Source organism: Enterobacter sp. RHBSTW-00318 (genome assembly GCF_014101375.1).
Lineage (GTDB): Bacteria > Pseudomonadota > Gammaproteobacteria > Enterobacterales > Enterobacteriaceae > Enterobacter > Enterobacter ludwigii.
Window position 1 is genome coordinate 592,672 of the sequence record NZ_JABXQH010000001.1, and the last position, 25,106, is coordinate 617,777.

The 25,106-nt window shown below is 55.1% G+C and carries 27 protein-coding genes and 1 riboswitch; of the genes, 15 read left to right on the top strand and 12 right to left on the bottom strand.

What is annotated here, in order from left to right; all coding sequences use genetic code 11:
* Positions 1-10 precede the first annotated feature (10 nt).
* The 4 genes from HV157_RS02880 to HV157_RS02895 form a co-directional block, all read right to left on the bottom strand.
* Positions 11-787: an ABC transporter ATP-binding protein gene (locus tag HV157_RS02880; RefSeq protein ID WP_014169870.1), complete on the bottom strand. Its 777-nt coding sequence runs from the start codon at positions 785-787 to the stop codon at positions 11-13.
* Entirely contained in the window at positions 784-1,599 is an 816-nt protein-coding gene (locus HV157_RS02885; RefSeq protein ID WP_182268528.1) for an ABC transporter permease subunit, read from the bottom strand. The genes HV157_RS02880 and HV157_RS02885 overlap by 4 nt, the downstream gene beginning before the upstream one ends.
* A 17-nt stretch (positions 1,600-1,616) precedes the next feature.
* Positions 1,617-2,675: a putative urea ABC transporter substrate-binding protein gene (locus HV157_RS02890; RefSeq protein WP_014169868.1), complete on the bottom strand. Its 1,059-nt coding sequence runs from the start codon at positions 2,673-2,675 to the stop codon at positions 1,617-1,619.
* A 57-nt stretch (positions 2,676-2,732) separates the two neighbouring features.
* Positions 2,733-2,831: riboswitch (guanidine-I (ykkC/yxkD leader) on the bottom strand.
* A gap of 216 nt (positions 2,832-3,047) precedes the next feature.
* Entirely contained in the window at positions 3,048-3,500 is a 453-nt protein-coding gene (locus tag HV157_RS02895; protein ID WP_106504010.1) for a MarR family winged helix-turn-helix transcriptional regulator, read from the bottom strand.
* A gap of 71 nt (positions 3,501-3,571) precedes the next feature.
* On the opposite strand from HV157_RS02895, the gene HV157_RS02900 reads away from it, so the two are divergent.
* From HV157_RS02900 to clcB, 8 genes are all read left to right on the top strand, one after another.
* Complete coding sequence (locus HV157_RS02900) at positions 3,572-3,862, top strand: DUF1330 domain-containing protein (protein WP_025204316.1); 291 nt, start codon at positions 3,572-3,574, stop codon at positions 3,860-3,862.
* Between the two features lie 106 nt (positions 3,863-3,968).
* Positions 3,969-4,592 carry a glutathione S-transferase gene (locus HV157_RS02905; RefSeq protein ID WP_014169864.1) on the top strand — a complete coding sequence of 208 codons (624 nt, stop codon included), beginning with the start codon at positions 3,969-3,971 and terminating at the stop codon, positions 4,590-4,592.
* A 156-nt stretch (positions 4,593-4,748) separates the two neighbouring features.
* Complete coding sequence (locus HV157_RS02910) at positions 4,749-5,492, top strand: YoaK family protein (RefSeq protein ID WP_182268527.1); 744 nt, start codon at positions 4,749-4,751, stop codon at positions 5,490-5,492.
* Between the two features lie 273 nt (positions 5,493-5,765).
* Complete coding sequence (osmY, locus tag HV157_RS02915) at positions 5,766-6,476, top strand: osmoprotectant ABC transporter permease OsmY (protein WP_182268526.1); 711 nt, start codon at positions 5,766-5,768, stop codon at positions 6,474-6,476.
* An 18-nt stretch (positions 6,477-6,494) separates the two neighbouring features.
* Positions 6,495-7,394: an osmoprotectant ABC transporter substrate-binding protein OsmX gene (gene osmX / locus HV157_RS02920; RefSeq protein WP_079231099.1), complete on the top strand. Its 900-nt coding sequence runs from the start codon at positions 6,495-6,497 to the stop codon at positions 7,392-7,394.
* Positions 7,395-7,402: 8 nt separating this feature from the next.
* On the top strand, positions 7,403-8,050 hold the full coding sequence (gene osmW, locus HV157_RS02925) for an osmoprotectant ABC transporter permease OsmW (protein WP_014169860.1): 648 nt from the start codon (positions 7,403-7,405) through the stop codon (positions 8,048-8,050).
* Complete coding sequence (osmV, locus tag HV157_RS02930; protein ID WP_014169859.1) at positions 8,050-9,198, top strand: osmoprotectant ABC transporter ATP-binding protein OsmV; 1,149 nt, start codon at positions 8,050-8,052, stop codon at positions 9,196-9,198. Before osmW ends, osmV begins: the two co-directional genes overlap by 1 nt.
* Positions 9,199-9,366: 168 nt before the next feature.
* Positions 9,367-10,677, top strand: coding sequence for a voltage-gated ClC-type chloride channel ClcB (clcB, locus tag HV157_RS02935; RefSeq protein ID WP_182268525.1), 1,311 nt, complete (start codon positions 9,367-9,369; stop codon positions 10,675-10,677).
* Here the strand turns inward: clcB and bioD are convergent.
* The 3 genes from bioD to HV157_RS02950 form a co-directional block, all read right to left on the bottom strand.
* Positions 10,612-11,307, bottom strand: coding sequence for a dethiobiotin synthase (gene bioD, locus HV157_RS02940; RefSeq protein ID WP_014169857.1), 696 nt, complete (start codon positions 11,305-11,307; stop codon positions 10,612-10,614). The two genes, clcB and bioD, sit on opposite strands and share 66 nt — an antisense overlap.
* Positions 11,308-11,437: 130 nt before the next feature.
* Positions 11,438-12,658: a sugar metabolism global transcriptional regulator Mlc gene (mlc, locus tag HV157_RS02945; protein WP_040017347.1), complete on the bottom strand. Its 1,221-nt coding sequence runs from the start codon at positions 12,656-12,658 to the stop codon at positions 11,438-11,440.
* 94 nt (positions 12,659-12,752) lie between these two features.
* The gene (locus HV157_RS02950) at positions 12,753-13,685 is read right to left on the bottom strand and encodes a LysR family transcriptional regulator (protein WP_182268524.1); all 933 of its coding nucleotides are present in this window, start codon (positions 13,683-13,685) and stop codon (positions 12,753-12,755) included.
* 121 nt (positions 13,686-13,806) lie between these two features.
* On the opposite strand from HV157_RS02950, the gene HV157_RS02955 reads away from it, so the two are divergent.
* Positions 13,807-15,060, top strand: a complete 1,254-nt coding sequence (locus HV157_RS02955) for an MFS transporter (protein WP_032681138.1) — start codon at positions 13,807-13,809, stop codon at positions 15,058-15,060.
* A gap of 1 nt (position 15,061) precedes the next feature.
* Here HV157_RS02955 and HV157_RS02960 read toward each other — a convergent pair whose 3' ends face one another.
* The gene (locus HV157_RS02960) at positions 15,062-15,424 is read right to left on the bottom strand and encodes a cell envelope integrity protein TolA (RefSeq protein WP_047955523.1); all 363 of its coding nucleotides are present in this window, start codon (positions 15,422-15,424) and stop codon (positions 15,062-15,064) included.
* Positions 15,425-15,578: 154 nt separating this feature from the next.
* Between HV157_RS02960 and HV157_RS02965 the strand changes: the two genes are divergently transcribed.
* The 3 genes from HV157_RS02965 (at position 15,579) to HV157_RS02975 (ending at position 18,733) form a co-directional block, all read left to right on the top strand.
* Complete coding sequence (locus HV157_RS02965; protein ID WP_182268523.1) at positions 15,579-17,066, top strand: carboxypeptidase M32; 1,488 nt, start codon at positions 15,579-15,581, stop codon at positions 17,064-17,066.
* Between the two features lie 177 nt (positions 17,067-17,243).
* Positions 17,244-17,633: an acid resistance repetitive basic protein Asr gene (asr, locus tag HV157_RS02970; RefSeq protein WP_032670412.1), complete on the top strand. Its 390-nt coding sequence runs from the start codon at positions 17,244-17,246 to the stop codon at positions 17,631-17,633.
* 278 nt (positions 17,634-17,911) lie between these two features.
* Positions 17,912-18,733: a serine protease gene (locus HV157_RS02975; protein WP_020884292.1), complete on the top strand. Its 822-nt coding sequence runs from the start codon at positions 17,912-17,914 to the stop codon at positions 18,731-18,733.
* A 1-nt stretch (position 18,734) separates the two neighbouring features.
* Here HV157_RS02975 and HV157_RS02980 read toward each other — a convergent pair whose 3' ends face one another.
* From HV157_RS02980 to mdtJ, 3 genes are all read right to left on the bottom strand, one after another.
* The gene (locus HV157_RS02980; protein ID WP_020884293.1) at positions 18,735-20,897 is read right to left on the bottom strand and encodes a bifunctional diguanylate cyclase/phosphodiesterase; all 2,163 of its coding nucleotides are present in this window, start codon (positions 20,895-20,897) and stop codon (positions 18,735-18,737) included.
* Positions 20,898-20,982: 85 nt separating this feature from the next.
* The gene (mdtI, locus tag HV157_RS02985) at positions 20,983-21,312 is read right to left on the bottom strand and encodes a multidrug/spermidine efflux SMR transporter subunit MdtI (protein ID WP_014169849.1); all 330 of its coding nucleotides are present in this window, start codon (positions 21,310-21,312) and stop codon (positions 20,983-20,985) included.
* Positions 21,299-21,661 (bottom strand): multidrug/spermidine efflux SMR transporter subunit MdtJ, encoded by a 363-nt coding sequence (mdtJ, locus tag HV157_RS02990; RefSeq protein ID WP_025204323.1) that lies wholly within the window; start codon positions 21,659-21,661, stop codon positions 21,299-21,301. Before mdtJ ends, mdtI begins: the two co-directional genes overlap by 14 nt.
* A 421-nt stretch (positions 21,662-22,082) precedes the next feature.
* Between mdtJ and HV157_RS02995 the strand changes: the two genes are divergently transcribed.
* A complete protein-coding gene (locus HV157_RS02995; RefSeq protein WP_014169847.1) occupies positions 22,083-23,126 on the top strand; it encodes an AI-2E family transporter in 1,044 nt (347 codons plus the stop codon).
* Positions 23,127-23,222: 96 nt separating this feature from the next.
* On the opposite strand, the gene HV157_RS03000 is transcribed toward HV157_RS02995, so the two are convergent.
* Positions 23,223-24,248 carry an LLM class flavin-dependent oxidoreductase gene (locus HV157_RS03000; RefSeq protein ID WP_014169846.1) on the bottom strand — a complete coding sequence of 342 codons (1,026 nt, stop codon included), beginning with the start codon at positions 24,246-24,248 and terminating at the stop codon, positions 23,223-23,225.
* 178 nt (positions 24,249-24,426) lie between these two features.
* Between HV157_RS03000 and yajD the strand changes: the two genes are divergently transcribed.
* Positions 24,427-24,774, top strand: coding sequence for an HNH nuclease YajD (yajD, locus tag HV157_RS03005; protein WP_014169845.1), 348 nt, complete (start codon positions 24,427-24,429; stop codon positions 24,772-24,774).
* Between the two features lie 56 nt (positions 24,775-24,830).
* Positions 24,831-25,100: a hypothetical protein gene (locus HV157_RS03010; protein ID WP_014169844.1), complete on the top strand. Its 270-nt coding sequence runs from the start codon at positions 24,831-24,833 to the stop codon at positions 25,098-25,100.
* Positions 25,101-25,106: the final 6 nt, after the last annotated feature.

A 25,106-nucleotide genomic window follows, 5' to 3' on the forward strand; every position in this document is an offset into this window, starting at 1 on the left:
ATTCACGGTGTTAACCCCTTAATGCATAAACGTTATCGGGAGCCGTTCCACTCAGCGCGGAGAGCCGCGTCTCGTTGAGCGGAATGTCGTAGGTAATACGGGCACCAAAGGCGTTGGGCGCCTGCGGGTCGAGGCGCACTTTGTCGAACACCAGTAAGCGGGTGCCGAGGTTAAAGCCTTCCGAAAGATCGTGGGTGACCATAAAGACGGTCATGCGGGTCTCCCCCCACAGCTGAAGCAACAAGGCGTGCATATCTTTACGGATACCCGGGTCCAGGGCGCCAAACGGCTCATCCAGCAGCAACACGCGCGGCTGCATAATGAAGGCCTGCGCAATGGCTAAACGTTGCTGCATACCGCCGGAAAGCTGGGCCGGGTATTTGTGCATCGCATGCCCGAGACCGACTTTTTCCAGCATCCCGGTGGCCCGCTCACGCGCCGCGCGTTTCTTTGCCCCAAACAGGCGCCCGAACAGCGGCGCTTGCGGCAGTTCGAGCCCTATGGTGACGTTATCCAGCACGCTGAGATGCGGGAAAACGGAGTAGCGCTGAAACACCACGCCCCGGCTGCTGTCCGGCTCGGCGCGCAACGGTTTACCGTCGAGCGTAATGGACCCTCGGCTGGGCGCTTCCTGACCGAGCAGCAGGCGCAAAAACGTGGATTTTCCGCAGCCAGAGGCCCCCACCATTGAGCAGAACTCGCCCTCTTTCACCTGCAGATTGAGGCGCTCCAGCACCACGTGGTCGCCGTACTCCTGCCAGATATTGTTGATGGTGATAAAGCTCATGCCTTCCCTCCTTCCGCCCAGGGAAACCAGGTTTTATGTAACTGGCGCAGGGCCAGATCCATCAGCCAGGCCAGCAGCGTGATCCACAGGACGTACGGAATGATCACATCCATCGCCATATAGCGGCGCACGAGGAAAATGCGATAGCCCAGCCCGGCGGTTGAGGAGATGGCCTCCGCCGAAATGAGAAACAACCATGCCGACCCCAGCAGCAGACGCAGCGAGGTCAGCAGCCGCGATAACAGCTGCGGAAGTACCACGCGCAACACCAGCGTCCAGCTGTTGGCACCCAGCGTCTGGGCTTTGATCAGAATCTCCGGTGGGATTTCGCACGCGCGATGCTCCAGATCGCGCGCCAGCATCGGAGTGATGCCGATGACAATCAGCATCACTTTCGACAGTTCATCCAGCCCGAAAACGATAAATAGCACTGGCAGGATCGCCAGCGGCGGGATCATCGACAGCACCGTCATCAGCGGCGAGAGCGACGCGCGCCACAGTGGGAAAACACCGGCGGTGACACCAACACAGAGGCCGATGATTGAGGCGATGACCAGCCCCGTCAGCAGACGGGCAAGGCTCATCAGCGTGTCCACCCAGAACAGATAGTCACCACTGCGTTTATCCGGGGTAAACGCCATGCGTGATAGCGCGTCCAGCATCTGCTGCAGGCCAGGCAGCAGCTTATCCTGCGGGTTAGCCTCCAGCCTGACCGCGGAACCGAAAAAGTATGCGGCCAGCAGCAGGACGAAAGGCAGCATCACGAGCATCAGCCGCATGCCGGGCGTGGGATGGCGATTAATTTGTCGCATGGATGTTCCGTCCGTTATTACAGCGTGCCGGCAGCGGCCATTTTCACGAAGCTGTCGTCAAAGCGCAGCTTCACGTTGCTGGCATCGCCCTGGGTGACATTGCCCGGGAAGCGCATGCCGATGAAATCCGCGCTTTGCGCCCCATCGCCCAGCAGCCCTTTATCGAACGAAAACGTGGCCACGCGCTGCATGGTTTTCGCCAGCTCCGGCGACGTTAAAAAGGCAATATTGTCCTGCGGGGTATAGAACAGGTGGGTTGTTTTCAGCTGCGCCTGATAACCGGCCAGATCGGTACCGGAGGCGGCGGCCATTGCGTTGAGCACGGTGGCATCCTGCGCTTTCATCAGCCCCATCATCTCGTACCATGCGCCGGTCAATGCTTTGCCAAGCGCCGGGTTGTCTTTCAGGGTTTCGCTGTTGACCACCATCATGTCGATAAGCTCACCCGGTACCTGAGAGGAGCTGAACACTTCAGTCGTTTTTGGCGTGCCTTTGATGACCGACAGCTGAGGGTTCCAGGCTACCGCCGCCTGCACATTTGCCGTGCCAAAGGCGGAGACGATGTCCGCGTCAGACGTGTTTACCACGGTGACGTCTTTTTCGGCCAGGCCGGCTTTTTCCAGGCCGCGCACCAGCAGATAGTGGGAAACAGAGAGCTCAGGCAGATAGACTTTCATCCCTTTCAGGTCGTTGAGCGTTTTGCCCTCGCCCTTCATCACCACGCCGTCGTTGCCTTCTGAATAGCTGCCGAGGATCAGCGCCGTGGTATCAACGCCGCCCGCGGCCGGTATGGTCAGCGCATCCATATTGGTCATGGTGCAGCCGTCAAACTGGCCCGCAGTGTACTGGTTGATGGATTCGATATAGTCGTTGAGCTGAACAACGTTGATTTTGATGCCGTATTTATCGGCCCATTTATCGATGATTTTGCTAGTGCTGAGGGTGCCCCAGGGCATCCAGCCGGCGTAGATGGTCCAGCAGACGTTGAACTCTTTCTTCACCGCAGCAAAGGTGGGGAGACTGACCAGCATCGCCAGGGAGAGTACCAGGGTGCGGAATAATGGCGTTTTCTTCATGCTTGACCTCTGAGTGGCACAAAATTAGGGGGCAGCGCGACACCTTCAGGTGCTGCTGTCTCCCGGGCTTTTGTCCCGCCGTGTAACCTCTCAGAGGTCGCCAGCTCTTGGACCAGCCATTCACCGCAGTGAACCGGAACCCTAGCCAGCTATTTTTCAAATTGTGGTGTGCTGCCCTTCAGTGTTAAGCGTTGCAAGGGATATGCCAGAATTTTTTATGTTAATTATTAAACTGTTAAGTCTGCCTGTGCAGGCTGTTTCACCGTTTTGGTGAGACACGGCGAGTTGAGTGCACCGTGCTGGTGCTCTTTGGGATGACGCGTGGTGCTGACGGCGTTGCCCACAATACGTGTCTGCGACAGCAGGAAAGGCTCAACATGATGTGCTGGTTTTTGCCAGGTCTTTCATCATCGTCGTCGTCAGGCTGAGCTGTTCACTTCCCATTTTACGTGACAATTCCTCTCTTGCGGACTGCCATACGGGGATCACGGATGTCAGAAGCGCCCACCCCTGCGCGGTCAGGCTAAGTTGTTTTCCACGGCGTCCGCGCCCCCCCGTTGATTCAATAACCCCACGGGACTCCATAATCCGTATGTTTCGGCTCAGTGTGGTTGCATCCACCCCGGCCTTTGATGCAAGCCCTGCCACCGTTTCATTTACGCCACCGCCGATCCCCACCAGCAGGCTGAACTGTTCTGCCGTCAATTCATAAGGTCTGAAGCAGGCGTTGTAATAACGCGTAATAGCCCGTGCGGTTGCACGTGCCTGATACGCCGGACAGGTTTCGGGGATGGTTTTTAGTAACGCCAGATCAACAGTGTTCATACTTTACGCTCGACAGATACGGTGAGATAAAATAGTGTATATACACTATTAACGCTATTCAAGGTATCATGATGCCCGCATTTATCCATATCAATTTACGTGTTATCGACCCTGCACGGCAGGCCAATCTTGCACCTCGCTTCAGACTGGCACTTGAAGAGGCCGGCGGCAAAATTCTGCATTTTGGTCCTGTTGTCGAACGCCTTGAAGGCGATGAAGAACCGCTACCCTTTGCTGGCATTTTTGAGTTCCCTTCACTGCAGCAGGCGCTGGCGTTTTATCATTCGGAAAAATATGCCCCGATCAAAGCTGAACGCCAGCTGGCACAGCAGGCAAAAATGTTCGTTGTCACCACTGACTAAGCGTTTCGTTTCCTTGCCTGCGGTATCGTTTCCAGATTTCTCCACCCGTTCGCCAGAACCGGTGTAGAGTTTTTAAACACTGCATCTCTAAAAGGACACCGGCATCATGTTAAGCATCCTGGGCAAGACAACCTCGATCAACGTACGTAAAGTGCTCTGGACCTGCGAAGAAGCGGGTATCGAGTATCACCAGGAAGACTACGGCAGCGGTTTTGCCTCCACGCAAACCGCTGCGTTCCGCGCCCTGAATCCCAACGCCATGGTTCCCGTGCTGCTCGATGACGAGTTCGTCCTCTGGGAATCTAACGCAATCTGCCGTTATCTGGCACGTAAAGCCGGCCGTGAGGATCTCCTGCCAACGGAACCGCAGGCCTGCGCCAACGTCGAACGCTGGATGGACTGGCAGGCAAGCGAATTTAACAATGCCTGGCGGTATGTCTTTCCGGCACTGGGACGCAATAACCCGGACTATAACGACCCGGAGCGTATTGCCGCCGGAATTAAAGCGTGGAACCACTGCATCGCTATTCTGGAGGAGCAGTTGCAACGCACTGCAGCCTATACGGCGGGCGAGGTGTTTACCCTTGCAGACGTGGTACTTGGTCTTTCGGTGAACCGCTGGAAAATGACGCCATTTGATAAGCCTGATGTGCCGGCAATTAACGCCTGGTTCGAACGGCTTAATCAGCGACCGGCATTTTTACGTCACGGGAATAACGGTATGGTGTAAGTTTTTCAGCCCACACACATTCAGCAAGGATATTTTATTTAATTACAAAACCCTGAATGCCGTTATCAGGATTAATAATTAAGCAATATCCTGGACAGCCCCTTGCACCGCTTTGCTAGCCTGAATAGTCAGGCAAAGCTCAACCCGGAGGTATTCTTGCTGATTAAACTCAAAAAAGAACGAACGCATCAGGAGGATCGCCTGCTCGCACTCTGGCTGGCGACCTCTGCAGGCTTGCTCAACGCCATCGCCCTCGGGGCATTTGGCTTTTTTCCCTCCCATATGACCGGCAATACCTCCCAATTATCCAGCGAAGTTTCCTCTACCGATCTGAATGATATTTTGTTCTTTGGCGCCATTATTCTGTCTTTTGTTGCCGGCGCAATCATGGCCCGTATCATCGTGTTATGGGGGATTATCCATAATATCAGGCTGGTTTTTTGCCAGATACTGTTGGTCGAGGGATTATTACTGACCGGCGTTTCCTGTTACGAGATGTATTTCCATGCCCTCACGACTAACCGTGAAATTATTATCTTTCTTTGTGGTCTGATGGGGATTCATAATTCAACATCGACCCAGCTTTCCGGCGGTCGGGTAAGATCAACCCATATTACCGGCACGCTGACGGACGCGGGAATATCTCTGGCCTCGGTCCTGGTGGCGATGCTCCGCCGGGATTATTCCAAAGATACGGAAGCGCAAAAAAGTCAGCTCAAAACCCACTTAACCACCATTTTCTCGTTTATTACCGGCGGTATCGCCGGGCTGCTCCTGTTCAGGTGGATTGGGTTTAACGCCATGCTGGCGCTTGGGGTGATGCTCGTCGTTGTCGCCGCCTTTTCCATCATCAGCACCTCAGTGCGCGTTCGCCGGGTTCGCGCCGCCTTCAGCCGATAATGAGGGTCACAGGCGTGAGGAGACGCTCCCGCCATGTGACACTGTCACATTTTAAATTACGCTTTAGGACAATTCTGTCTGCCCCACAGCCAGCCCTTGCTCCATAAGGCTTAACCTAAGGTTGTCACTAATTTCATAGGGTTACTGATTTTCCCCCTTCGCTGGAACCCATCCCAAACGCTTGCTATAGGTCAACTACCCCTGCCGAAACATGGCATAACAACAGGCAACCCGTGGTTGCTATAACGCATGCGCACAGGGAGACACATCGCAATGCACCCATTACTCAAACGTTCGCTGCTTTTTGTCGGCGCCATTATTGTGGTCGTTGCCCTCCTCACCTGGGGAATTGGGCTGGATACAATTAAGGCGCGTCAGGTTGACCTGATTTACCTCGGGCAACAGCATTTAATCCTGGTATTCTCCTCCATGTTCTTTGCCCTGCTGATAGGTATTCCCAGCGGCATTTTGTTGAGCCGCCCGTCAGCACGCGGTGTCGCTGAATACGTGATGCAGATCTTTAACGTCGGTAATACCCTGCCGCCACTGGCCGTTCTGGCGCTGGCAATGGTGGTGATTGGTATCGGTGATACGCCTGCGATTATCGCCCTGTTCCTCGCCTCGCTGCTGCCGATAGTGCGAAACACCTATGCCGGACTGTGCTCGGTTCCGGCGTCGTTACTGGAAGCGGCTAATGGCATTGGGATGACGAAATGGCAGCGTCTGCGCCAGGTCGAACTTCCCAACGCCTGGCCGGTAATGCTCTCCGGGATCCGCATTGCCACCGCCATCAACGTGGGTACCGCCCCGCTGGCCTTCCTGATTGGTGCCAGCAGCTACGGCGAACTGATTTTTCCCGGTATCTACCTCAACGACTTCCCGACACTGATCCTCGGCGCGGCGACCACCGCCCTGTTTGCTCTGATCCTCGACACCCTGCTGGCTGCGCTGGGTCGCGTGATGAGTCCACATCTCGCTCGATAACAATAACAAGGAGCTTTTATGAGACTGATATCCAGCCTGACGGCGCTGTGTGCCGCGGCACTGTTCACCAGCCAGGCGATAGCGGCCCCGCTGATCCTGGCGACCAAGAGCTTTACCGAGCAGCACATTCTCTCGGCCATGACCGTCCAGTATCTGCAAAAGAAGGGGTTTCAGGTCCAGCCGCAGACCAATATTGCCACGGTCATTTCCCGCAACGCGATGATCAACAAACAAATTGATATGACCTGGGAGTACACCGGCACGTCGTTAATCATTTTTAACCACATCAACAAACGCATGTCGCCACAGGAGTCTTACGAGACGGTGAAACGCCTGGACGCGAAGCACGGTCTGGTATGGCTCAACCCCGCCGATATGAACAATACCTACGCCTTCGCCATGCAGCGTAAACGCGCCGAAGCAGAACACATCAACACCATGTCTGAAATGGTCGCAAAGATTGAGCAGATCCGTAAAACCGATCCGGATAAAAACTGGCTGCTGGGTCTGGACCTCGAATTTGCCGGACGCAGCGACGGGATGAAACCGCTGCAGGCGGCATACAACATGGAACTGGATCGCCCGCAGATCCGCCAGATGGACCCGGGCCTGGTCTATAACGCGGTGCGGGACGGTTTCGTCGATGCCGGGCTTATCTATACCACCGACGGGCGCGTAAAAGGCTTCGACCTGAAGGTGCTGGAAGATGATAAAGGCTTCTTCCCGAGCTATGCGGTCACTCCCGTGGTGCGTAAAGACACCCTTGATGCCAATCCGGGTCTGGAAGAGGCGCTGAATACTCTCTCCGCCCAGCTCAATAACGACGTTATCACCGAACTGAATAAGAAGGTGGATATCGACCATCAGTCACCGCAGCAGGTCGCCCGTGATTTCCTGCGTAGCAAACAGTTGCTGTAGGAGGCGCTATGGAGACGATTCACTACATTCTGGATAACTGGGACTATCTGCTAACCCTGACGCTGCAACACCTGTGGCTGGTGGCGCTGGCGGTTGGGCTAGCCATACTCATCGGCGTCCCTCTGGGGATTTTGATTGTCCGCCACAAATGGCTGGCGACGCCGGTGCTGGGGATTGCCACCATTGTGCTGACGATACCGTCCATTGCGCTGTTTGGCCTGATGATCCCGCTCTTTTCGCTGATCGGTCAGGGCATTGGTGCCCTGCCTGCTATCACGGCGGTGTTTCTCTACTCGTTGCTACCAATTGTGCGTAACACCCATACCGCGCTGGACAGCCTGCCGCCGGGCCTGCGTGAAGCCGGACGTGGTATCGGGATGACCTTCTGGCAGCGTTTGCGCTGGGTTGAAATCCCGATGGCACTGCCGGTGATTTTTGGCGGTATCCGCACCGCCGTCGTGATGAACATCGGCGTGATGGCCATTGCCGCAGTGATTGGCGCTGGCGGCCTTGGCCTGCTGCTGCTTAACGGCATCGGCGGTAGCGATATTCGAATGTTAATTGCGGGTGCGCTGATGATCTGTCTTTTAGCGATTGTGCTCGACTGGCTGCTGCATCGTCTGCAGGTCGTCCTGACTCCAAAGGGGATACGATAATGATAAAACTGGAAAACCTCACCAAACAATTTTCACAGAAACACGGCCAGAGCGTTAAGGCCGTCGACAACGTCAACCTCAACGTGCCTGAAGGGGAAATGTGCGTCCTGCTCGGCCCGTCAGGCTGTGGGAAAACCACCACCCTGAAGATGATTAACCGTCTGATCGCGCCAAGCAGCGGCACGATCCTGATTAACGGTGAAGACACCAGCGGGATGGATACCGTGACCCTGCGCCGCAATATTGGCTACGTTATTCAGCAGATTGGTCTGTTCCCGAACATGACCATTGAGGAGAACATCACCGTGGTGCCGCGCATGCTGGGCTGGGATAAAGCCCGATGTAAAACCCGCGCTGAAGAGCTGATGGATATGGTGGCCATGGACCCGCATAAATTTCTCAACCGCTATCCGCGTGAAATGTCCGGCGGTCAGCAGCAGCGTATCGGCGTGATCCGCGCCCTGGCGGCGGATCCTCCGGTACTGCTGATGGATGAACCGTTCGGTGCGGTGGACCCGATAAACCGCGAGGTGATCCAGAACCAGTTCCTGGAGATGCAGCGTAAACTGAAAAAGACCGTGATGCTGGTCAGCCATGACATCGACGAGGCCCTGAAGCTTGGGGATCGTATCGCCGTCTTCCGCCAGGGGCGTATTGTCCAGTGCGCCAGCCCGGACGAACTGCTGGCAAAACCGGCGAACGAGTTCGTCGGCTCGTTTGTCGGCCAGGACCGTACGCTCAAGCGTTTGCTGCTGGTATCGGCAGGTGATGTCACCGACCAGCAACCGACCCTCACCGTGCGGGGCTCTACCCTGCTTTCTGACGCCTTTGCGATCATGGATGACAACGATATTCGCGCCATTACCGTCGTGGACGATCGGGGTAAACCGCTGGGCTTTGTGAAGCGTCGGGAAGCGCGTAATGCCAGCGGCACCTGTGCCGATATCCTGCATCCGTTCCGTATGACCGGCAAAGCGGAGGATAACCTGCGCGTGGTGCTTTCACGGTTGTATGAGAGCAACACCAGCTGGATGCCGATTGTCGACGAAGAGGGCCGCTATAACGGCGAGATCTCACAGGATTATATTGCCGAGTATCTCAGCTCCGGCCGTACGCGCCGGGCGCTGAATATTCACAGCGAGAGTTAAGCGAAAACACTCCGCCGGGCGGGCCAGACGTATGGCGCTGACCTGCCCGGCAGCACGCTCCCCCACAGCGCATTTGCTCAGGCCGACACGGTTCATCGCACGCATACCTTTTGCTAACCCCGCGATTTCCCCTCACAATATTGTATCTCCCACGTTTAATTGCGGCCCATGCAACGTCTTCACGCTTATCCCGACATCCGCGCGATGTTTCGCAGACTTCTGATTGCCACCCTTATCGGCATACTGGCCGCGCTGGCCGTCGCGGTGTTCCGCCACAGCATGTATCTGCTGGAGTGGCTGTTTCTCAGTAACAACAGCGGCAGTCTGGTGAATGCCGCGGCTGCGTTATCCCCGTGGCGTCGCGCGCTGACGCCCGCGCTGGGAGGGCTGGCGGCGGGGTTACTGTTGTGGGGATGGCAGCGGCTTACGGCGCAACGTCCTCATGCGCCGACAGATTATATGGAAGCGCTGGAGACGGGTGACGGCCAGTTTGATTATGGCTCGAGCCTCGTAAAATCCCTTGCGTCAATGCTGGTTGTCTCCAGCGGGAGCGCCATCGGCCGCGAAGGTGCCATGATCCTGCTTGCGGCACTGGCCGCCTCCTTTTTCGCCCAACGCTTTACGCCGAAATCCGAATGGAAATTATGGATTGCCTGCGGAGCCGCGGCCGGGATGGCCAGCGCCTATCACGCGCCCCTGGCCGGCAGCCTGTTTATTGCCGAAATTCTGTTTGGCACGCTGATGCTGGCCTCGCTCGGGCCGGTGGTGATTGCGGCGGTGGTAGCCCTGCTTACCACGCGACTCTTAGCGCCCGGTGCCGGTACGCTCTATGACGTCCATCTGAGTGGCCTACTCAGTGCGGCAGATTATGGCCTGCTTGTCGTGACAGGCCTGCTGGCGGGCCTGTGCGGACCGCTGCTGATGTGGCTAATGGCGTTCAGCCATTCGTTATTTCTGCGTCTCAGGCTCTCGCCGCCCTGGCAACTGGCGCTCGGCGGAGCGATCGTCGGGCTGCTGTCGCTCCTGACGCCTGACGTGTGGGGGAATGGCTACAGCGTGGTTCAGGCTTTTCTGCTCGCCCCACCGCTGCTGTCCGTGATAGCAGGTGTATTTATCTGTAAATTACTGGCGGTACTGGCAAGCAGCGGTTCTGGCGCGCCGGGCGGGGTTTTCACACCGACGTTGTTTGTCGGCATGGCCACAGGAATGCTGTTTGCACAACTCTTCGGGCTGTGGTTTCCGGGATCTGAAACGGTGATTTTGCTGGGGCTGGCAGGCATGGCGACGTTACTCGCCGCGACGACCCATGCGCCCATTATGTCTGCGTTGATGGTCTGTGAAATGACCGGGCAGTATTTTTTGCTGCCCGGTTTGCTGATTGCCTGCGTGATCGCGTCCGTCTTGTCGCGGACGTTACGCCACGACTCGATCTACGGACAACATGCGACCGAGGGAAGAGAGATCGATGTACTGCGCTAATTCACGCTGTTCGGCACGCGGCAGATAAGGCAGCTCGCCCACCAACGGTCCCGGCAGTTTTTTGCTGAGCACGTCGATGATTTCAGCGTAGTGCGCCAGGCCCGGGTTGATACGGTTTGCGACCCAGCCAATCAACGGCAATCCGTCATTGGCAATCGCCTGCGCCGTCAGAAGCGCATGGTTGATGCACCCTTCCTGAATACCGACCACCATGATCACCGGCAGTTGCTCCTGCACCACCCACTCAGAAAGCGGGCGCAGATCGTTCATCAGGCTGCGCCATCCGCCGGTACCTTCCACCACGACATGGTCGGCCATCTCGCTCAGGTTCGCCAGACCGTCGGACAACAGGGTGTAATTAATCAGACCGCTGTGCGCCACGCTGCTTTCATCTTCGCTTAAGGCAATGGGATTGATCGCGTGATATGGCAGTTCCAGTGACGAGACGCTTTGTAACACCAGGGCGTCTTTATTCCGCAATCCTTCGGGCGTCTCTTTACTGCCTTTTGCGACCGGTTTGTACCCTGCAACGCGTTTACCGCTTGCTGCCAGAGCCTGTAGCAACGCGCGGGATACAACGGTCTTGCCGACAGAGGTATCTGTACCCGTAACAAAGAAACGCTTAAGCATGACTCATTCCACCTCTTGGGTATGCTTCGAAAATATAAACCAGAGAAATAATTCAGTGGGGGAAGTCTACGGGATGCGTGCGCTACCCAGCTTGAGATAGCGCAATTTTTCGTACATCTGCGGAAAAGAGTTAACCCTGTAACAGGCGGATCAGCAGCGAGCCGTTGTACATGGCGTCCTTGACCAGGGCTGCACCAGCCATGGTGCCCTGATTGGAAAACTGGGTGCTTTCCACGGCAATATTTTTGCTGTAGGCCGGGAGCGCCTGTTGATGAATACAGGCCGAGATAGCCGGGAAGAGGATTTCCGCCGCCTGACTCAGCGGTGAGCCAATCAGGATTTTTTGCGGGTTGAAGAGATTCACCATAATGGCCAGAATGCGGCCAACGTTATTCCCCACTCCGGTAATAATATCCTTTGCCAGCAGATCCCCCTGACGCGCTGCGGCGCACAGTGAATCGACGGTCAACGGTTGTCCGTGCAGCGAAGAGCTCATGGACTGGCTGAGCCTGACCTGCGCCAGCTCCAGCACGCTTTCCACGCTGGCGATGGTTTCCAGACAGCCATGGTTTCCGCAGTAACAGCGCTTGCCGTAGGGATCGACCTGCGTGTGGCCGATTTCGACCAGGCTACTGCTTCCGGCATGCAGAAGGCGTCCGTCGGTGATGACGCCCGCCCCGACGTTATGGTCAATCACCACCTGAATCACGTCCCTTGCGCCGCGGGATGCGCCAAACAGCGCCTCCGCCATCGTCCAGGCGCTGATGTCATGCTGAATATAGACCGGCACGCCGGTGTGATTTTTCAGCACCTCGCCCAGCGGCATCTCTTTGACATCGTCGTAGAACGGCATGCGGTGCACGATTCCATTTTCGGTATCAATAATACCCGGCATGGTGATCGCAATAGCCGTTAAGCGTTCAAGGCGTTGCTGATGGCGAATAAAGAAGTGATCGATATGGGTGACAATGGCATCGAGGAGCGATTGTTCAGCCTCGAGCGGCAGTTCCAGCCGGTCTTCAACCACCAGCTTGCTGCTTAAATCGCGCAGGGCAAGGAAGATCTCTCCCCGGCTAATGCGCAGTGACAGGTAGTGCCACGCTTCGGTCTCCACCACCAGGCCGACCGCCGGACGGCCGCGGCTGCCCGGCTCCTGAATTTCCGTCTCCTGGACCAGGTGGGCTTCCAGCATTTCACGAACAATCTTGGTAATACTGGCAGGTGCCAGTTGTGCCAGGCGCGAAAGATCGATACGCGAAACCGGGCCAAGCTGATCAATCAGGCGATAAACCGCGCCAGCGTTGGTCTGCTTAATCTGATCAATGTGCCCTGGCTGACTATCAGCAACCACCTCGTACTCCCTTATTTTCGAGCATCGAAATAAACTGTGGGCTATGGTGAAGCACTTCAATGGCCGTCGTCAAATATTTACTTAGCCATGTGATTTACTGCACATTTTTACCCACTTTTCCCTCTAAATATTGTCCTGCAGAGGCGCTTAACAGCTGTGCTTTAAACCGCTGCGCTGCATGGCTCTGCTCATGATGTTTAGACCATACCAGCCACATTTCCGAAACAGCATCGTCTTCGGCGATAGCAACCCAGCGCATTTCACGTAATTGTACCCGTTTAAACGAGGCCGGAAGAATAGAGACGCCCAGCCCCGCCGCGACCAGCCCAATGATGGTCATCGCTTCCCCGACTTCCTGCGTAATGATCGGGGCAAGATCGTAGCGTCGTAACAGGCCCAGAATATCGTCGTACAGACCGGTACCTACCTGCGGGTCGAAAAAAACAAACGGCTCTTTTGCCAGCTCTGCCAGCGTGACCGCCGAACGCGAGGCGAGCGGATGCTCGTGCGGGATCATTGCCATCAACGGTTCGCGCAGAATAACCTGCCACGCCAGCGTATCCGGGAGTTGGGTGTTACGCATCAGACCTAAATCAAGAGAACCTTCATTCAGCGGAGCGATTTGCTCGCGGGTATTAATTTCGCGCGTCTGAATATGCACATCCGGAAAATGCCGGCGAAACGACGACAGGGTCTGCGAAACAGCGCTGATAAACGGTGCAGACGAGGTAAACCCAATCCGCAACTCTCCGGTTTCCCCGAGATAAAGCCGCTCTGCCCGGGCTGCCGCCTCATCCACCATACTGAGAATTTGTCGGCTGTCGGCCAGAAATTGCTTCCCGGCCGCCGTCAGGCTCACGCTGCGGTTGGTCCGTGCCAGAAGGCGCGCCCCGACCTGTTGCTCAAGGATCTGGATCTGCTGGCTTAGCGGGGGTTGTGAGATATTCAGTCTTGCCGCCGCGCGGCCAAAATGAAGCTCTTCAGCGACGGCGACAAAGTAGCGCAGATGACGCAGTTCGATATTCATATTTTTAAAGTATCATTTGAGATTATTAATATATTAGACAGAATATTTACATTTTCCTACTCTGATCGTGTGGTCATACCCGTCACCCGAAACCACGGGGATGTTTAAGCAAGGACATTGTGTGAGTCGTACATCTACCATTGATATCGATCCGGCCAGAGATATTGATGATTTACCCGCAGCATCGCAGCCGGTTCAGTTCATTAAACGTGGTACCCCCCAGTTCATGCGCGTCACGCTGGCGCTTTTCTCAGCGGGTCTGGCAACCTTCGCCCTGCTCTATTGCGTTCAGCCGATCCTGCCCGTTCTTTCCCATGAATTTGGCGTATCGCCTGCCAGCAGCAGTATTTCGCTCTCCATCTCTACCGGCATGCTGGCGATTGGTCTGCTTTTCACCGGGCCACTTTCCGACGCCATTGGCCGTAAACAGGTGATGGTTACCGCCCTGATGCTGGCTTCGATTTGTACGTTACTCTCCACGATGATGACCAGCTGGCACGGTATCCTGGTGATGCGCGCGTTAATTGGGTTATCCCTGAGTGGCGTGGCGGCGGTCGGGATGACCTATCTCAGCGAAGAGATCCACCCGAGCTTTGTCGCCTTCTCTATGGGGCTGTACATCAGCGGGAACTCGATTGGCGGAATGAGTGGACGTCTGCTGAGCGGGGTGTTTACGGACTTCTTTAACTGGCGTATTGCGCTGGCGGTGATCGGCTGCTTTGCCCTTGCGTCTGCGCTGATGTTCTGGAAAATCCTTCCGGAATCACGCCATTTTCGTTCCACCTCCCTGCGCCCGAAAACGCTGTTCATCAACTTCCGTCTGCACTGGCGTGACAAAGGGTTGCCGCTGCTGTTCCTGACCGGCTTTCTGCTGATGGGCTCATTCGTTACGTTGTTTAACTATATCGGTTATCGCCTGATGCTCTCCCCGTGGCACCTGAGCCAGGCGGTGGTGGGTCTGCTCTCTGTGGCGTATCTCACCGGTACGTGGAGTTCACCTAAAGCCGGAGCGATGACGGCCCGCTTTGGACGCGGTCCGGTTATGCTGGTCTCTACGGCCGTCATGCTGCTCGGCCTGTTGATGACCCTTTTCGCCTCCCTGTGGCTTATCTTCGCCGGAATGCTGCTTTTCTCTGCCGGTTTCTTCGCCGCTCACTCGGTGGCCAGCAGCTGGATTGGGCCACGCGCTCGCCGGGCCAAAGGCCAGGCGTCGTCTTTGTATCTGTTCAGCTATTACCTCGGTTCCAGCTTTGCGGGGACGCTGGGTGGGGTGTTCTGGCATAACTATGGCTGGAACGGCGTGGGCGGTTTTATTGCGCTGATGCTCTGCGGGGCGCTGTTGGTAGGGACCCGTTTACACCAGCGTCTGCACTGATTCAGGGTTTGAAATCGAGCGTGTAGTTTTCCCCGATACGCTCATCAGGTACCACTGGGAGCACATGATCGTCACTGGCAGACTGTAAGGCCGCAATGGCGGCCTTACACAGCTCAGAATCGCTGCCTTTTACCACCTGAATGTGGGTCACATAGGCCGCGCCTTTGGGCTGGTGAATCTTTAACGAGCAGAGCTTCCCTTCATACTGCTCTGTGGTTGTCATCCTTTGTTTCACTGTTTCCACATACGCAAACGCCCATGCGTGCGCGGAGTCTTCTTCGGTGTTGAACGGAATCACCTCATGATGATGTGTCTGGCATCCCGTCAGCAACACTGCAATCCCTACACTCACAACCTTGTTCATTTTCCATCCGGCAGTCGTTTTTTTAGGGTTATAACACAGCGTTACTGAACGAAATAGCACCAAACTCTAAGGGGTAATGGCTTGGATTCAGGTGGGAATTTTGATACTACTCACTCTTCATGCCTGAAACATCGCCTTGCAAAGAGAAAACGAAATGAGCGAAAACAGCCACTACCAACAACTCACCCGCACCTTCCAGCGCCTCTCCCGTTTCTCCCACCTCTCCGCCATCGCCAGCTGGGATATGTTTACCATGATGCCGCCGGGTGGCAGTGCCGCGCGCGGTGAAGCGCTGGCCGAAATGAGCGTTCTGCAACACCAGATCCTGACCGATAAAAAGGTGGGTGAATGGCTGTCCGCCGCGGCCGGTGAGGATCTGAATGATATTGAACAAGCCAATCTGCGTGAAATGACGCGTCATTACCAGCAGGCGTCGCTGTTGCCGGAAGCGCTGGTGGAAGCCAAATCGCTGGCAGGCAGCAAATGTGAGCACGCCTGGCGTACTCAGCGCCCGGCCAATGACTGGCAGGGGTTTGCCGCCAACCTGAAAGAGGTCGTCAAACTGAGCCGTGAGGAGGCTCGCCTGCGTGCTGAAGCCAAAGGCTGCAGCCCTTACGACGCGCTGCTGGATATTTTCGAGCCGGACATGACCAGCGCGCGTCTGGACGTACTGTTCGCGGATATGAAATCCTGGCTGCCGGACCTGCTGGCAAACGTTGTGGAAAAACAGGCTCAGCAGTCGTTCGTTCCGCCGCAGGGCCCCTTCCCGACGGCAACGCAGCGTGAACTCGGGCTTGAAGCCATGAAGATGCTCGGCTTTGATTTTAACGGCGGTCGCCTGGACGTCAGTGCACACCCGTTCTGCGGTGGCGTGCCGGAAGATGTGCGCATCACCACGCGTTATGATGAGGACGAGCTGCTCAGCGCGCTGTTTGGCGTGATCCACGAAACCGGACACGCGCGCTACGAGCAAAACCTGCCGCGAACGTGGGCCGGTCAACCTGTCGCGCTGGCCCGTTCAACGGCGATCCACGAATCCCAGAGCCTGTTCTTTGAGATGCAGCTGGGGCGCAGCGACGTTTTCCTTAAACATCTCCTCCCTGCGGTTCACGCCCGTTTCGGCAGCCAGGCGGCGTTCAGTGAAGAGAACTTTATTGCCTGGAACCAGCGCGTGAAGCCGGGCTATATCCGCGTCGATGCCGACGAAGTCAGCTACCCGGCACATGTGGTGCTGCGCTATGAAATTGAACGTGCGCTGATCAATGGCGATATCGAGGTGGATGACATTCCGGCATTGTGGGATGAGAAAATGCAGGCCTGGCTCGGGTTATCAACCAAAGATAACTACCGCAACGGCTGTATGCAGGACATTCACTGGACCGACGGCGGTTTTGGCTACTTCCCGTCCTACACGCTCGGCGCGATGTACGCCGCGCAATTGTTCCATGCGGCCAAAACGGCGCTGCCGGGTCTGCAGTCCTCCATCGCTGAGGGCGATTTCTCCGCCCTGTTTGACTGGCTGCGTCAGAACATCTGGCAGCACGGTAGCCGCTTCACCACTTCGCAACTGATTACCCAGGCGACGGGTGAAGACCTGAATATCCGTTACTTCCGCGAGCATTTGACGTCCCGTTATCTGTAATCCAGCGGCCGGAGTACGCTCCGGCCGTTTTCCTTTTGCGCACCCTGTACCGCCCTTTGTACATTCCGTTACACGCCGATACCAATCACTCACGGAAACCCCGAATTTACAGGGATATAGTTCTTTCAACGGCCCCGCAGTGGGGTTAAATGAAAAACCAAATTCGAGGGTATGAACATGAAAAAAGTATTAGCTCTGGTTGTTGCCGCTGCTATGGGTCTGTCTTCTGCTGCGTTTGCTGCTGAAACCACTGCTGCACCGGCTGCTGCTGCGCCAGCTGCAACGACGACTGCTGCTCCGGCAAAAACCGTACACCACAAGAAACACCATAAAGCCGCTAAACCTGCTGCAGAGCAAAAAGCCCAGGCTGCTAAAAAACACCACAAAAAAGCCGTTAAACAAGATGCCGCTAAACCGGCTGTAGAGCAGAAAGCGCAGGCCGCTAAAAAGCACCACAAAAAAGCGACCAAACCTGCTGTAGAACAGAAAGCCCAGGCGGCTAAAAAGCATCACAAAAAAGCAGTAAAACACGAAGCTGCTAAACCAGCTGCACAGCCAGCTGCGTAAGAGTACAAGCTTAACCGTGCCTTTCGGGGCACGTTGGTAAACCGGCGCTGAACCGGAAAGGTCCAGCGCCGTTTTTTTTATCCGGAGGGCGTATGCTGCGGCGCTATCGGTTTGAGCTGATTCTTATCCTGCTTATTTTATGCGCGCTCATCGCAAGCCATTTTTATCTTTCCTGATCGTAGCACGCTGATTTTACTCCCACTTTAGCGCTGTCCCGTCTATAGTATTTTCATAGGGTTCACTTTTAATAATCATAATTGCCCCCACCAGAGTGTGATATGCGTAAATCTGTTGTGTTGTTACTGGGAACGTTTGGTCTTTTTTCTGGATTCTCACATGCGGATGATGGCGGTGATGAAACCATTAGCGCGAAAGAGCTTAAAACGCTGTTTTTCGGTCATGACGATCGTACGCGCGTCGCCGATCCTACCCAGGCACCCTGGGACGCTATCGGGCAACTGGAAACCGCCAGCGGTAATTTATGTACCGCTACGCTGATTACCCCGCAACTTGCCCTGACGGCAGGCCACTGCCTGCTGACACCGCCAGACGGCAAGCCAGACAAAGCCGTTGCCCTGCGATTTGTGTCGCAAAAAGGGATGTGGCGTTATGAAATTCACGGTATTGAGGGACGGGTTGATGCTTCTCTCGGCAAACGTCTGAAGCCCGACGGTGACGGCTGGATAGTGCCTCCGTCAGCGGCATCCTGGGATTTTGGCCTGATCATTTTGCGCTACCCGCCTTCTGGCATTACCCCGCTTCCGTTATTTGACGGAGACAAAGCCGCGCTCACTGCCGCACTGAAAGCCGCCGACCGTAAGGTGACGCAATCAGGCTACCCTGTCGATCATCTGGACGCGCTTTACACCCACACGGACTGTATTGTCACAGGATGGGCGCAAAACAGCGTGCTCTCACATCAGTGCGATACGTTACCCGGTGACAGCGGCTCGCCGCTGATGTTAAAAACGGATAACGGCTGGCAGCTGATTGGTGTTCAAAGCTCTGCGCCAGCGGCAAAAGACAGATGGCGTGCAGATAACCGGGCCTTAGCCGTGACCGGGTTTCGTGACAAGCTGGAAGCACTGGCGCAGCAGTAGCTCAGCACTGTCTGACCTGACGTAACGCCCTGATTGATTCAATCGGCATCGGCTGGCTGAACCAGAACCCCTGCAGCTGATCGCAGCCAGCCAGTCGTAACAATTTCATCTGCTTTTCGTTTTCCACCCCTTCAGCGACCACCGCCATGCCCAGGGCATTGGCGATCCTCACCGTGCCGCTCACCAGCGCCGCCGCCTGCTCATCGTTGTCCACCAGCCCGGCCAGTGATTTATCGATCTTAATGGTGTCGAAATTAAAACGCCGCAAATAGCCAATACTCGAATAGCCCGTGCCAAAATCATCCAGCGCCACCGCGGTGCCCAGCGCTTTAAGGTTGGCAATCGCCGTGCGGGCACGCTCGGGGTTTTCCAGCACATAGGTCTCCGTGACTTCGAGCTGGAGTCGCCTGGCCGGGAAACGGGTGCTTTCCAGAACCCAGGCCACTTTTTCTTCGAATTCAGGATCGCGAAACTGCGCCGGGGAGATATTAACGGAGAGCTTTAATTCGCTGTACGGCTCCAGATCCTGGCAGGCACGCTGCAAAACAAACTGGCCCAGTTTGTAAATCAGCCCGCTCGTTTCCGCAATGGAAATGAAGGTATCCGGACCGAGTTCACCTTCCGGACGACGCGGCCAGCGAACCAGCGCTTCCACACTGCTCATTTTCTGACTGCGGGCGTCAATAATCGGCTGGTACCAGACCTCAAACTCGTCTCGCTCCAGTCCGTTACGGATCTGGTTTTCAATCGCAAGCTTGCGTTCCCGGGCGTTATTCAGCGCCGCGTCATAGTGGGTGACACGCCCTTTCCCGCTAATTTTGGAATGGTACATGGCGATATCGGCGCGGCGAAACAGCTCGGAACTGGTGCATTCAATCAGGGTTCCGCTGGCAATCCCGATGCTGGCACCGATATGAATGGTGCGCTCCCCCAGACGAATGGGGGTATTGAGAAAATCCAGTACGGATTCGGCAAAGGTGGTCGCCAGCGCTTCTGCCCCTTCACCGCCGATGGTCATGGCAAACTCATCGCCTCCCATGCGCGCCAGCATCCCACCCGGTGGAACGCATTCATTCAGCGTTTTGGCGATGGTCACAATGAGATCGTCACCGACGCTGTGGCCGTAGATATCGTTGACGTCCTTGAAGCCATCCAGATCGATAAACACCACGCTTTTGACGTCAATATCGCCACGCAAACTCACGCGGTCCAGCGCTTCAATGAGTGCTCGGCGGTTCGGCAGATGGCTTAGCCAGTCCGTTCTGGCGACCAGACGCGCCTGGCTTTCTCCGCGGGCCAGTTTGTACAGGCCCACACAGCTCACCATAATAAACAGCAGGATCAGCACCGATGCCAGCACCACTATCTGCGTGATATCAGATGATGCGGCCCGGGCCGCCTGCGCGCCAGGAAGGCGTGCCTGCCAGTTGAGGTAACCCAGTAACTCCCCAGCAGAACTGCGCAGCGGCATACTCAGACTGTTGATTTTATCCGGGGTAAAGTTGAGGTTATCAATCTGAAAGGTCTGCCCCAGATCGGATAATATGCCGCTATTCAAATGGCGGGTAATCACCAGATAGCGGCGTGTACCGTCGTTAACCTGCAATCGCCCGATCATCGGTCGGATCAGCCCTATTCCGACAAACGCGACGCCGTGACGCGTTCGGGTGATCCCGGCATAAATATTCTTCTGGCTGGGTAATTCACGTCCGTGCTGCTGAATAAGCGCTTGCAGGCCTTTGCCAAAAAAGTCGAGATTCGTTTCCGCAAAAGGCTGGCTTTGAAACGATCCCCAGATGACGTTGAAATGCTCATCCAGCACGAAAGTGCCGTCATAGAGGTTATTGACTTTAAAGCCCGCTCCCCAGGTGTTGTATAACCATTCGGTATCGAGCTTTGGGCGGTAGACCTCGCGTACCGCATCGTCCCAGACGGCATTATCAATCACCAGGGTCGAGACACGGTTAACCGACGTTTGTATCGCACCCTGCACGGAAAGCGTGGTGCGGTGCTCGTCAATTTCATTGGTTTTGGTGCTGATCAGGTGCAGAGATAAATAGAGCAGCGCGACAATGGAGATGATTAAGCCGATCCCCGCCATGAAGATCATGGCAAACAATGTTCTCGCGGTGGGAATATTGCGCCAGCTTAATGTGCGATACATTAGCCATCCTCTTCAATGTTTTGCTTTTTTTAAGAGTAATACAGGCAGCGAATTTCGCTGCCTGTAAATAATGGCTTAACGTGTATCAGGCGAGTTTTATCATGATCATGCCGGCAAGCAGCAATATCAGTCCAATCCAACCTTTGTTATTTAAACGCTGACCGAACAGCACCCAGCCGGCTGCCAGGGTGGCGGCAATACCAAACCCGCCCCACAGCGCATAGGCCACGGACAGATCGATACCCTTCACCGCCTGTGACAGGGCGCTGAACGCCCCCAGTACGGCGGCAATCGACAACAGTCCGTAAATTTTACGACGAAAACCGTCAGAGAATTTTAGCAGGACGTTCGCTAAAATCTCCAGCACGATGGCAAACCCCAACCAGGCCGCGTGGATCCATTCAAACTGCTGCATGGGTCTGCTCCTTCGGCTGCTTAGTCGGTTTGCGTGTACCCGATTTAATCAGCACGATACCTGCTACCAGCGTCGTTAACCCGGCAATCTTCATTGTTGATAATGTTTCGTCAAATAATAAGACGCTGAACAGGGTGATCAACAAAATACCGATCCCTTCCCACAGCGCATAGGCCACACCCAGCGCAATTTTCTTCACTGCAAACGACAGGAAAATATAGGAAAGTGAAATCATCACCAGCATTAAAATAAAGCCGGTATTGCCATCGCTGACGCTTGCCCATTTCATAGACAGCGTGCCGGTAATTTCAGCGATAATAGCAAGGGCTAATAAAATCCAGTAAAACATGTTTTTCTCCTGCTTGAGAATATAATCCATCGTGGCCTGCTGCGTGCAGCAAACCCAAAAATATGAAATTAAATCAGACAGCTAAGCGCGTAGCGCCAGCTCAGGCAGAAGATGTGACTATAGCGCGTTGCGCCAGTGTTGCTCACCAGAAAGAAGGCAGAAGGAAGTGAAAAATACAGCGGTGTTGTTTGAAGAATACGTCCTGAACAAATTGTCCATAAAATTACAATTATCCGCGTTGTTGCTTCTCGTCTTTGCGGATGAAAATTGTCCTCGGTAGTTGAACACGCCAAATTTGTACCATAAGTAAGGCTTTTACTCAAAGTCTTTTCAATTCTTTACCCATCCCGTTTGATTTTGGTTAGTTTATTGAAACGGCTTTCGCCTTTATTATAAATAAAAATATTATTCAGGACCCCCCATGGCTAAACCCATCATTACCCTGAACGGGCTAAAAATTGTCATCATGCTGGGCATGCTGGTGATCATACTGACGGGCGTTCGTTTTGCCGCCGACATCATCGTGCCGTTTATTCTGGCCCTGTTTATTGCGGTGATCCTTAACCCGCTCATACAGCGCATGACGCGGTTCCGCATCCCGCGCGTGCTGGCAATCACGATGCTTATCAGCATCATTATTATTGCCATGGTGCTGCTGGTCGCTTATCTCGGCACCTCCCTGAATGAACTGACGCGAACGTTACCGAAATACCGCTCGTCGCTGGCGATACCGCTGTTGCAGCTTGAACCCTGGCTGCAGCGTGCGGGAATCGAAGTGTCCGTTGAGGAGTTGCTGAAGTACATTGATCCGAATGCCGCCATGACCCTCGTCACCGGCCTGCTGGCGCAGCTCTCTAACGCCATGACCTCGATTTTCCTGCTGTTTTTAACGGTGGTGTTCATGCTGCTGGAAGTGCCGCAACTGCCCGCAAAACTGCAGCAAATAATGGTCCGTCCGGTTGAAGGCATGGGAGCGATTCAACGCGCGCTGGATAGCGTCTCCCGCTATCTGGTCCTGAAAACCGCCATTAGCCTGGTCACCGGGGCCGTGGTCTGGGGAATGCTGATGGCGCTGGATGTCCGGTTTGCGTTCGTCTGGGGATTACTGGCCTTTGCGCTCAACTATATCCCCAACATCGGTTCGGTGCTGGCCGCTATTCCCCCTATTCTGCAGGTGCTGGTGTTCAGTGGGTTCTATGATGCGCTGATTCTGCTGGCCGGGTATCTGGTGATTAACCTGGTGTTCGGGAATATTCTTGAGCCACGCATGATGGGGCGCGGTCTGGGATTGTCCACGCTGGTGGTATTTCTGTCTCTTATATTTTGGGGATGGCTGCTCGGCCCGGTCGGCATGTTGCTCTCCGTTCCGCTGACCATCATTGTGAAGATTGGCCTCGAACAGACGGCGGGCGGGCAAAGTATCGCCGTGCTGCTGAGCGATATGAGCCATAAGCCAGTGGAATAACCTCCGCAGATGCCTGTCTCGTCTCCCTTACCGGGGGTGACGAGACAGGCAGGCGTTACGGCCTTCGCGCGCGGCGCCCGGCGCACAACAAAATGGCTACTCGCGCCATCCCATTGCCGGTGCAACATGCTTCAGAATGGACTCGATAACATGCGCGTTGTAATCCACCCCGAGCTGGTTCGGCACGGTGAGCAATAAGGTGTCCGCTTCGGCAATCGCTTCGTCCTGTTTCAACTGCTCAATCAGCTTTTCAGGCTCAGCGGCATAGCTGCGTCCGAAAATTGCGCGCGTTTTCTCATCAAGGTAACCCACACTATCGCTGTCGTTCCGGCTTGCGCCGAAGTACATGCGGTCACGATCGTCCATCAGCGCAAAAATACTGCGGCTGACCGAGACGCGCGGCTGACGAGTATGCCCGGCTTCCGCCCAGGCCTGTCGGTAGGCGCGGATCTGTTTTGCCTGCTGAATATGGAATGGCTCACCGGTTTCATCATCTTTCAGGGTTGAGCTTTGCAGGTTCATCCCCAGTTTTGCAGCCCATACCGCTGTCGCGTTCGACCCTGCGCCCCACCAGATGCGCTCACGTAAACCTTCGGAATGTGGCTCCAGGCGCAGCAGTCCCGGTGGATTTGGGAACATGGGTTGTGGGTTCGGTTTTGCAAACCCTTCTCCGCGCAGCACCTCAAGCAGTACCTCGGTATGTCGGCGCGCCATATCTGATTCGTTTTCCCCTTCCTGCGGGACATAACCAAAATGACGCCAGCCATCAATGACCTGCTCCGGAGAGCCCCGGCTGATCCCCAGCTGCAAACGTCCGCCGGAGATTAAATCCGCCGCGCCCGCATCTTCCGCCATGTACATCGGATTTTCATAGCGCATATCGATCACGCCAGTACCGATTTCGATGCTTTTCGTTTTGGCACCGATCGCCGCCAGTAAGGGGAACGGAGAGCTGAGTTGACGGGCAAAATGATGCACACGGAAATAGGCACCATCTGCGCCCAGCTCTTCAGCGGCGACGGCCAGGTCGATGGATTGCAACAGGGTGTCCGCCGCGGAACGCGTGCCGGACTGGGGTGACGGTGTCCAGTGACCAAATGACAAAAAACCGATCTTTTTCATAACGAGATATCCTGATGATGCTTTGCGTTATCTCTACTTTACGCATTACCCGGGGAGAATAAATGCCCTTTATTTAACGGAATAATTCAAATAAATTGACAGAATTGAGCGGATCGCAATGACGCCCCATAATGAGATATAGTGCGTCTTTCTTTTTCCCTGGCAGGTAAAACCGGCAATGGCTCTGATCCCTAAAAACTACGCGCGACTGGAAAGTGGCTACCGTGAAAAGGCATTAAAAATCTATCCCTGGGTCTGTGGACGCTGCTCACGCGAGTTCGTCTATTCAAACCTGCGCGAGCTCACGGTTCACCATATCGATCACGATCATACTAATAACCCGGAAGATGGCAGCAACTGGGAGCTGTTGTGCCTGTTTTGCCACGACCATGAACACTCGAAATACACCGAAGCAGATCAGTACGGTACTACCGTTGTGGCGGGTGAAGACGCGCAAAAAGACATGGGCGTGGCCACTTTCAACCCGTTTGCCGATCTAAAAGCGATGATGAATAAGAAAAAATAATTCCCTAATATTGCCCCTCTTCGTCATATGGGCCTCACAGTTACAGGTAAAAGGATATGGATACACTCCGTTGCTACTGGGACGTTTTTTTCAATGCTTATGGCTCACTGCTCACGAAAACCGTGCTGGTATTACTGCTGGTGTGGTGGTGTCATCAAACCCTGCAGCGCTTCAGAAAAGAAGCCCCTGACGCTACCGGCCCCATTGCCGAGGCCAATGCCAGAGAACGCTACCAGTGGCGCTACTTGCGGTGGGCTTTAAGTAGCATCCAGGGCATCCTTTCCCTGTATATTATAGGGTTGATTATTACGACGCTTTTTACGTAGCGGATA

What these genes read in the sequence shown, in the direction of transcription:
- HV157_RS02880 (WP_014169870.1), bottom strand. Translation starts at nt 787, where the DNA reads ATGAGCTTTATCACCATCAACAATATCTGGCAGGAGTACGGCGACCAC.
- HV157_RS02885 (WP_182268528.1), bottom strand. Translation starts at nt 1,599, where the DNA reads ATGCGACAAATTAATCGCCATCCCACGCCCGGCATGCGGCTGATGCTC.
- HV157_RS02890 (WP_014169868.1), bottom strand. Translation starts at nt 2,675, where the DNA reads ATGAAGAAAACGCCATTATTCCGCACCCTGGTACTCTCCCTGGCGATG.
- HV157_RS02895 (WP_106504010.1), bottom strand. Translation starts at nt 3,500, where the DNA reads ATGAACACTGTTGATCTGGCGTTACTAAAAACCATCCCCGAAACCTGT.
- HV157_RS02900 (WP_025204316.1), top strand. Translation starts at nt 3,572, where the DNA reads ATGCCCGCATTTATCCATATCAATTTACGTGTTATCGACCCTGCACGG.
- HV157_RS02905 (WP_014169864.1), top strand. Translation starts at nt 3,969, where the DNA reads ATGTTAAGCATCCTGGGCAAGACAACCTCGATCAACGTACGTAAAGTG.
- osmY (WP_182268526.1), top strand. Translation starts at nt 5,766, where the DNA reads ATGCACCCATTACTCAAACGTTCGCTGCTTTTTGTCGGCGCCATTATT.
- osmX (WP_079231099.1), top strand. Translation starts at nt 6,495, where the DNA reads ATGAGACTGATATCCAGCCTGACGGCGCTGTGTGCCGCGGCACTGTTC.
- osmW (WP_014169860.1), top strand. Translation starts at nt 7,403, where the DNA reads ATGGAGACGATTCACTACATTCTGGATAACTGGGACTATCTGCTAACC.
- osmV (WP_014169859.1), top strand. Translation starts at nt 8,050, where the DNA reads ATGATAAAACTGGAAAACCTCACCAAACAATTTTCACAGAAACACGGC.
- clcB (WP_182268525.1), top strand. Translation starts at nt 9,367, where the DNA reads ATGCAACGTCTTCACGCTTATCCCGACATCCGCGCGATGTTTCGCAGA.
- bioD (WP_014169857.1), bottom strand. Translation starts at nt 11,307, where the DNA reads ATGCTTAAGCGTTTCTTTGTTACGGGTACAGATACCTCTGTCGGCAAG.
- HV157_RS02950 (WP_182268524.1), bottom strand. Translation starts at nt 13,685, where the DNA reads ATGAATATCGAACTGCGTCATCTGCGCTACTTTGTCGCCGTCGCTGAA.
- HV157_RS02960 (WP_047955523.1), bottom strand. Translation starts at nt 15,424, where the DNA reads ATGAACAAGGTTGTGAGTGTAGGGATTGCAGTGTTGCTGACGGGATGC.
- HV157_RS02965 (WP_182268523.1), top strand. Translation starts at nt 15,579, where the DNA reads ATGAGCGAAAACAGCCACTACCAACAACTCACCCGCACCTTCCAGCGC.
- asr (WP_032670412.1), top strand. Translation starts at nt 17,244, where the DNA reads ATGAAAAAAGTATTAGCTCTGGTTGTTGCCGCTGCTATGGGTCTGTCT.
- HV157_RS02975 (WP_020884292.1), top strand. Translation starts at nt 17,912, where the DNA reads ATGCGTAAATCTGTTGTGTTGTTACTGGGAACGTTTGGTCTTTTTTCT.
- HV157_RS02980 (WP_020884293.1), bottom strand. Translation starts at nt 20,897, where the DNA reads ATGTATCGCACATTAAGCTGGCGCAATATTCCCACCGCGAGAACATTG.
- mdtI (WP_014169849.1), bottom strand. Translation starts at nt 21,312, where the DNA reads ATGCAGCAGTTTGAATGGATCCACGCGGCCTGGTTGGGGTTTGCCATC.
- mdtJ (WP_025204323.1), bottom strand. Translation starts at nt 21,661, where the DNA reads ATGTTTTACTGGATTTTATTAGCCCTTGCTATTATCGCTGAAATTACC.
- HV157_RS02995 (WP_014169847.1), top strand. Translation starts at nt 22,083, where the DNA reads ATGGCTAAACCCATCATTACCCTGAACGGGCTAAAAATTGTCATCATG.
- HV157_RS03000 (WP_014169846.1), bottom strand. Translation starts at nt 24,248, where the DNA reads ATGAAAAAGATCGGTTTTTTGTCATTTGGTCACTGGACACCGTCACCC.
- yajD (WP_014169845.1), top strand. Translation starts at nt 24,427, where the DNA reads ATGGCTCTGATCCCTAAAAACTACGCGCGACTGGAAAGTGGCTACCGT.
- HV157_RS03010 (WP_014169844.1), top strand. Translation starts at nt 24,831, where the DNA reads ATGGATACACTCCGTTGCTACTGGGACGTTTTTTTCAATGCTTATGGC.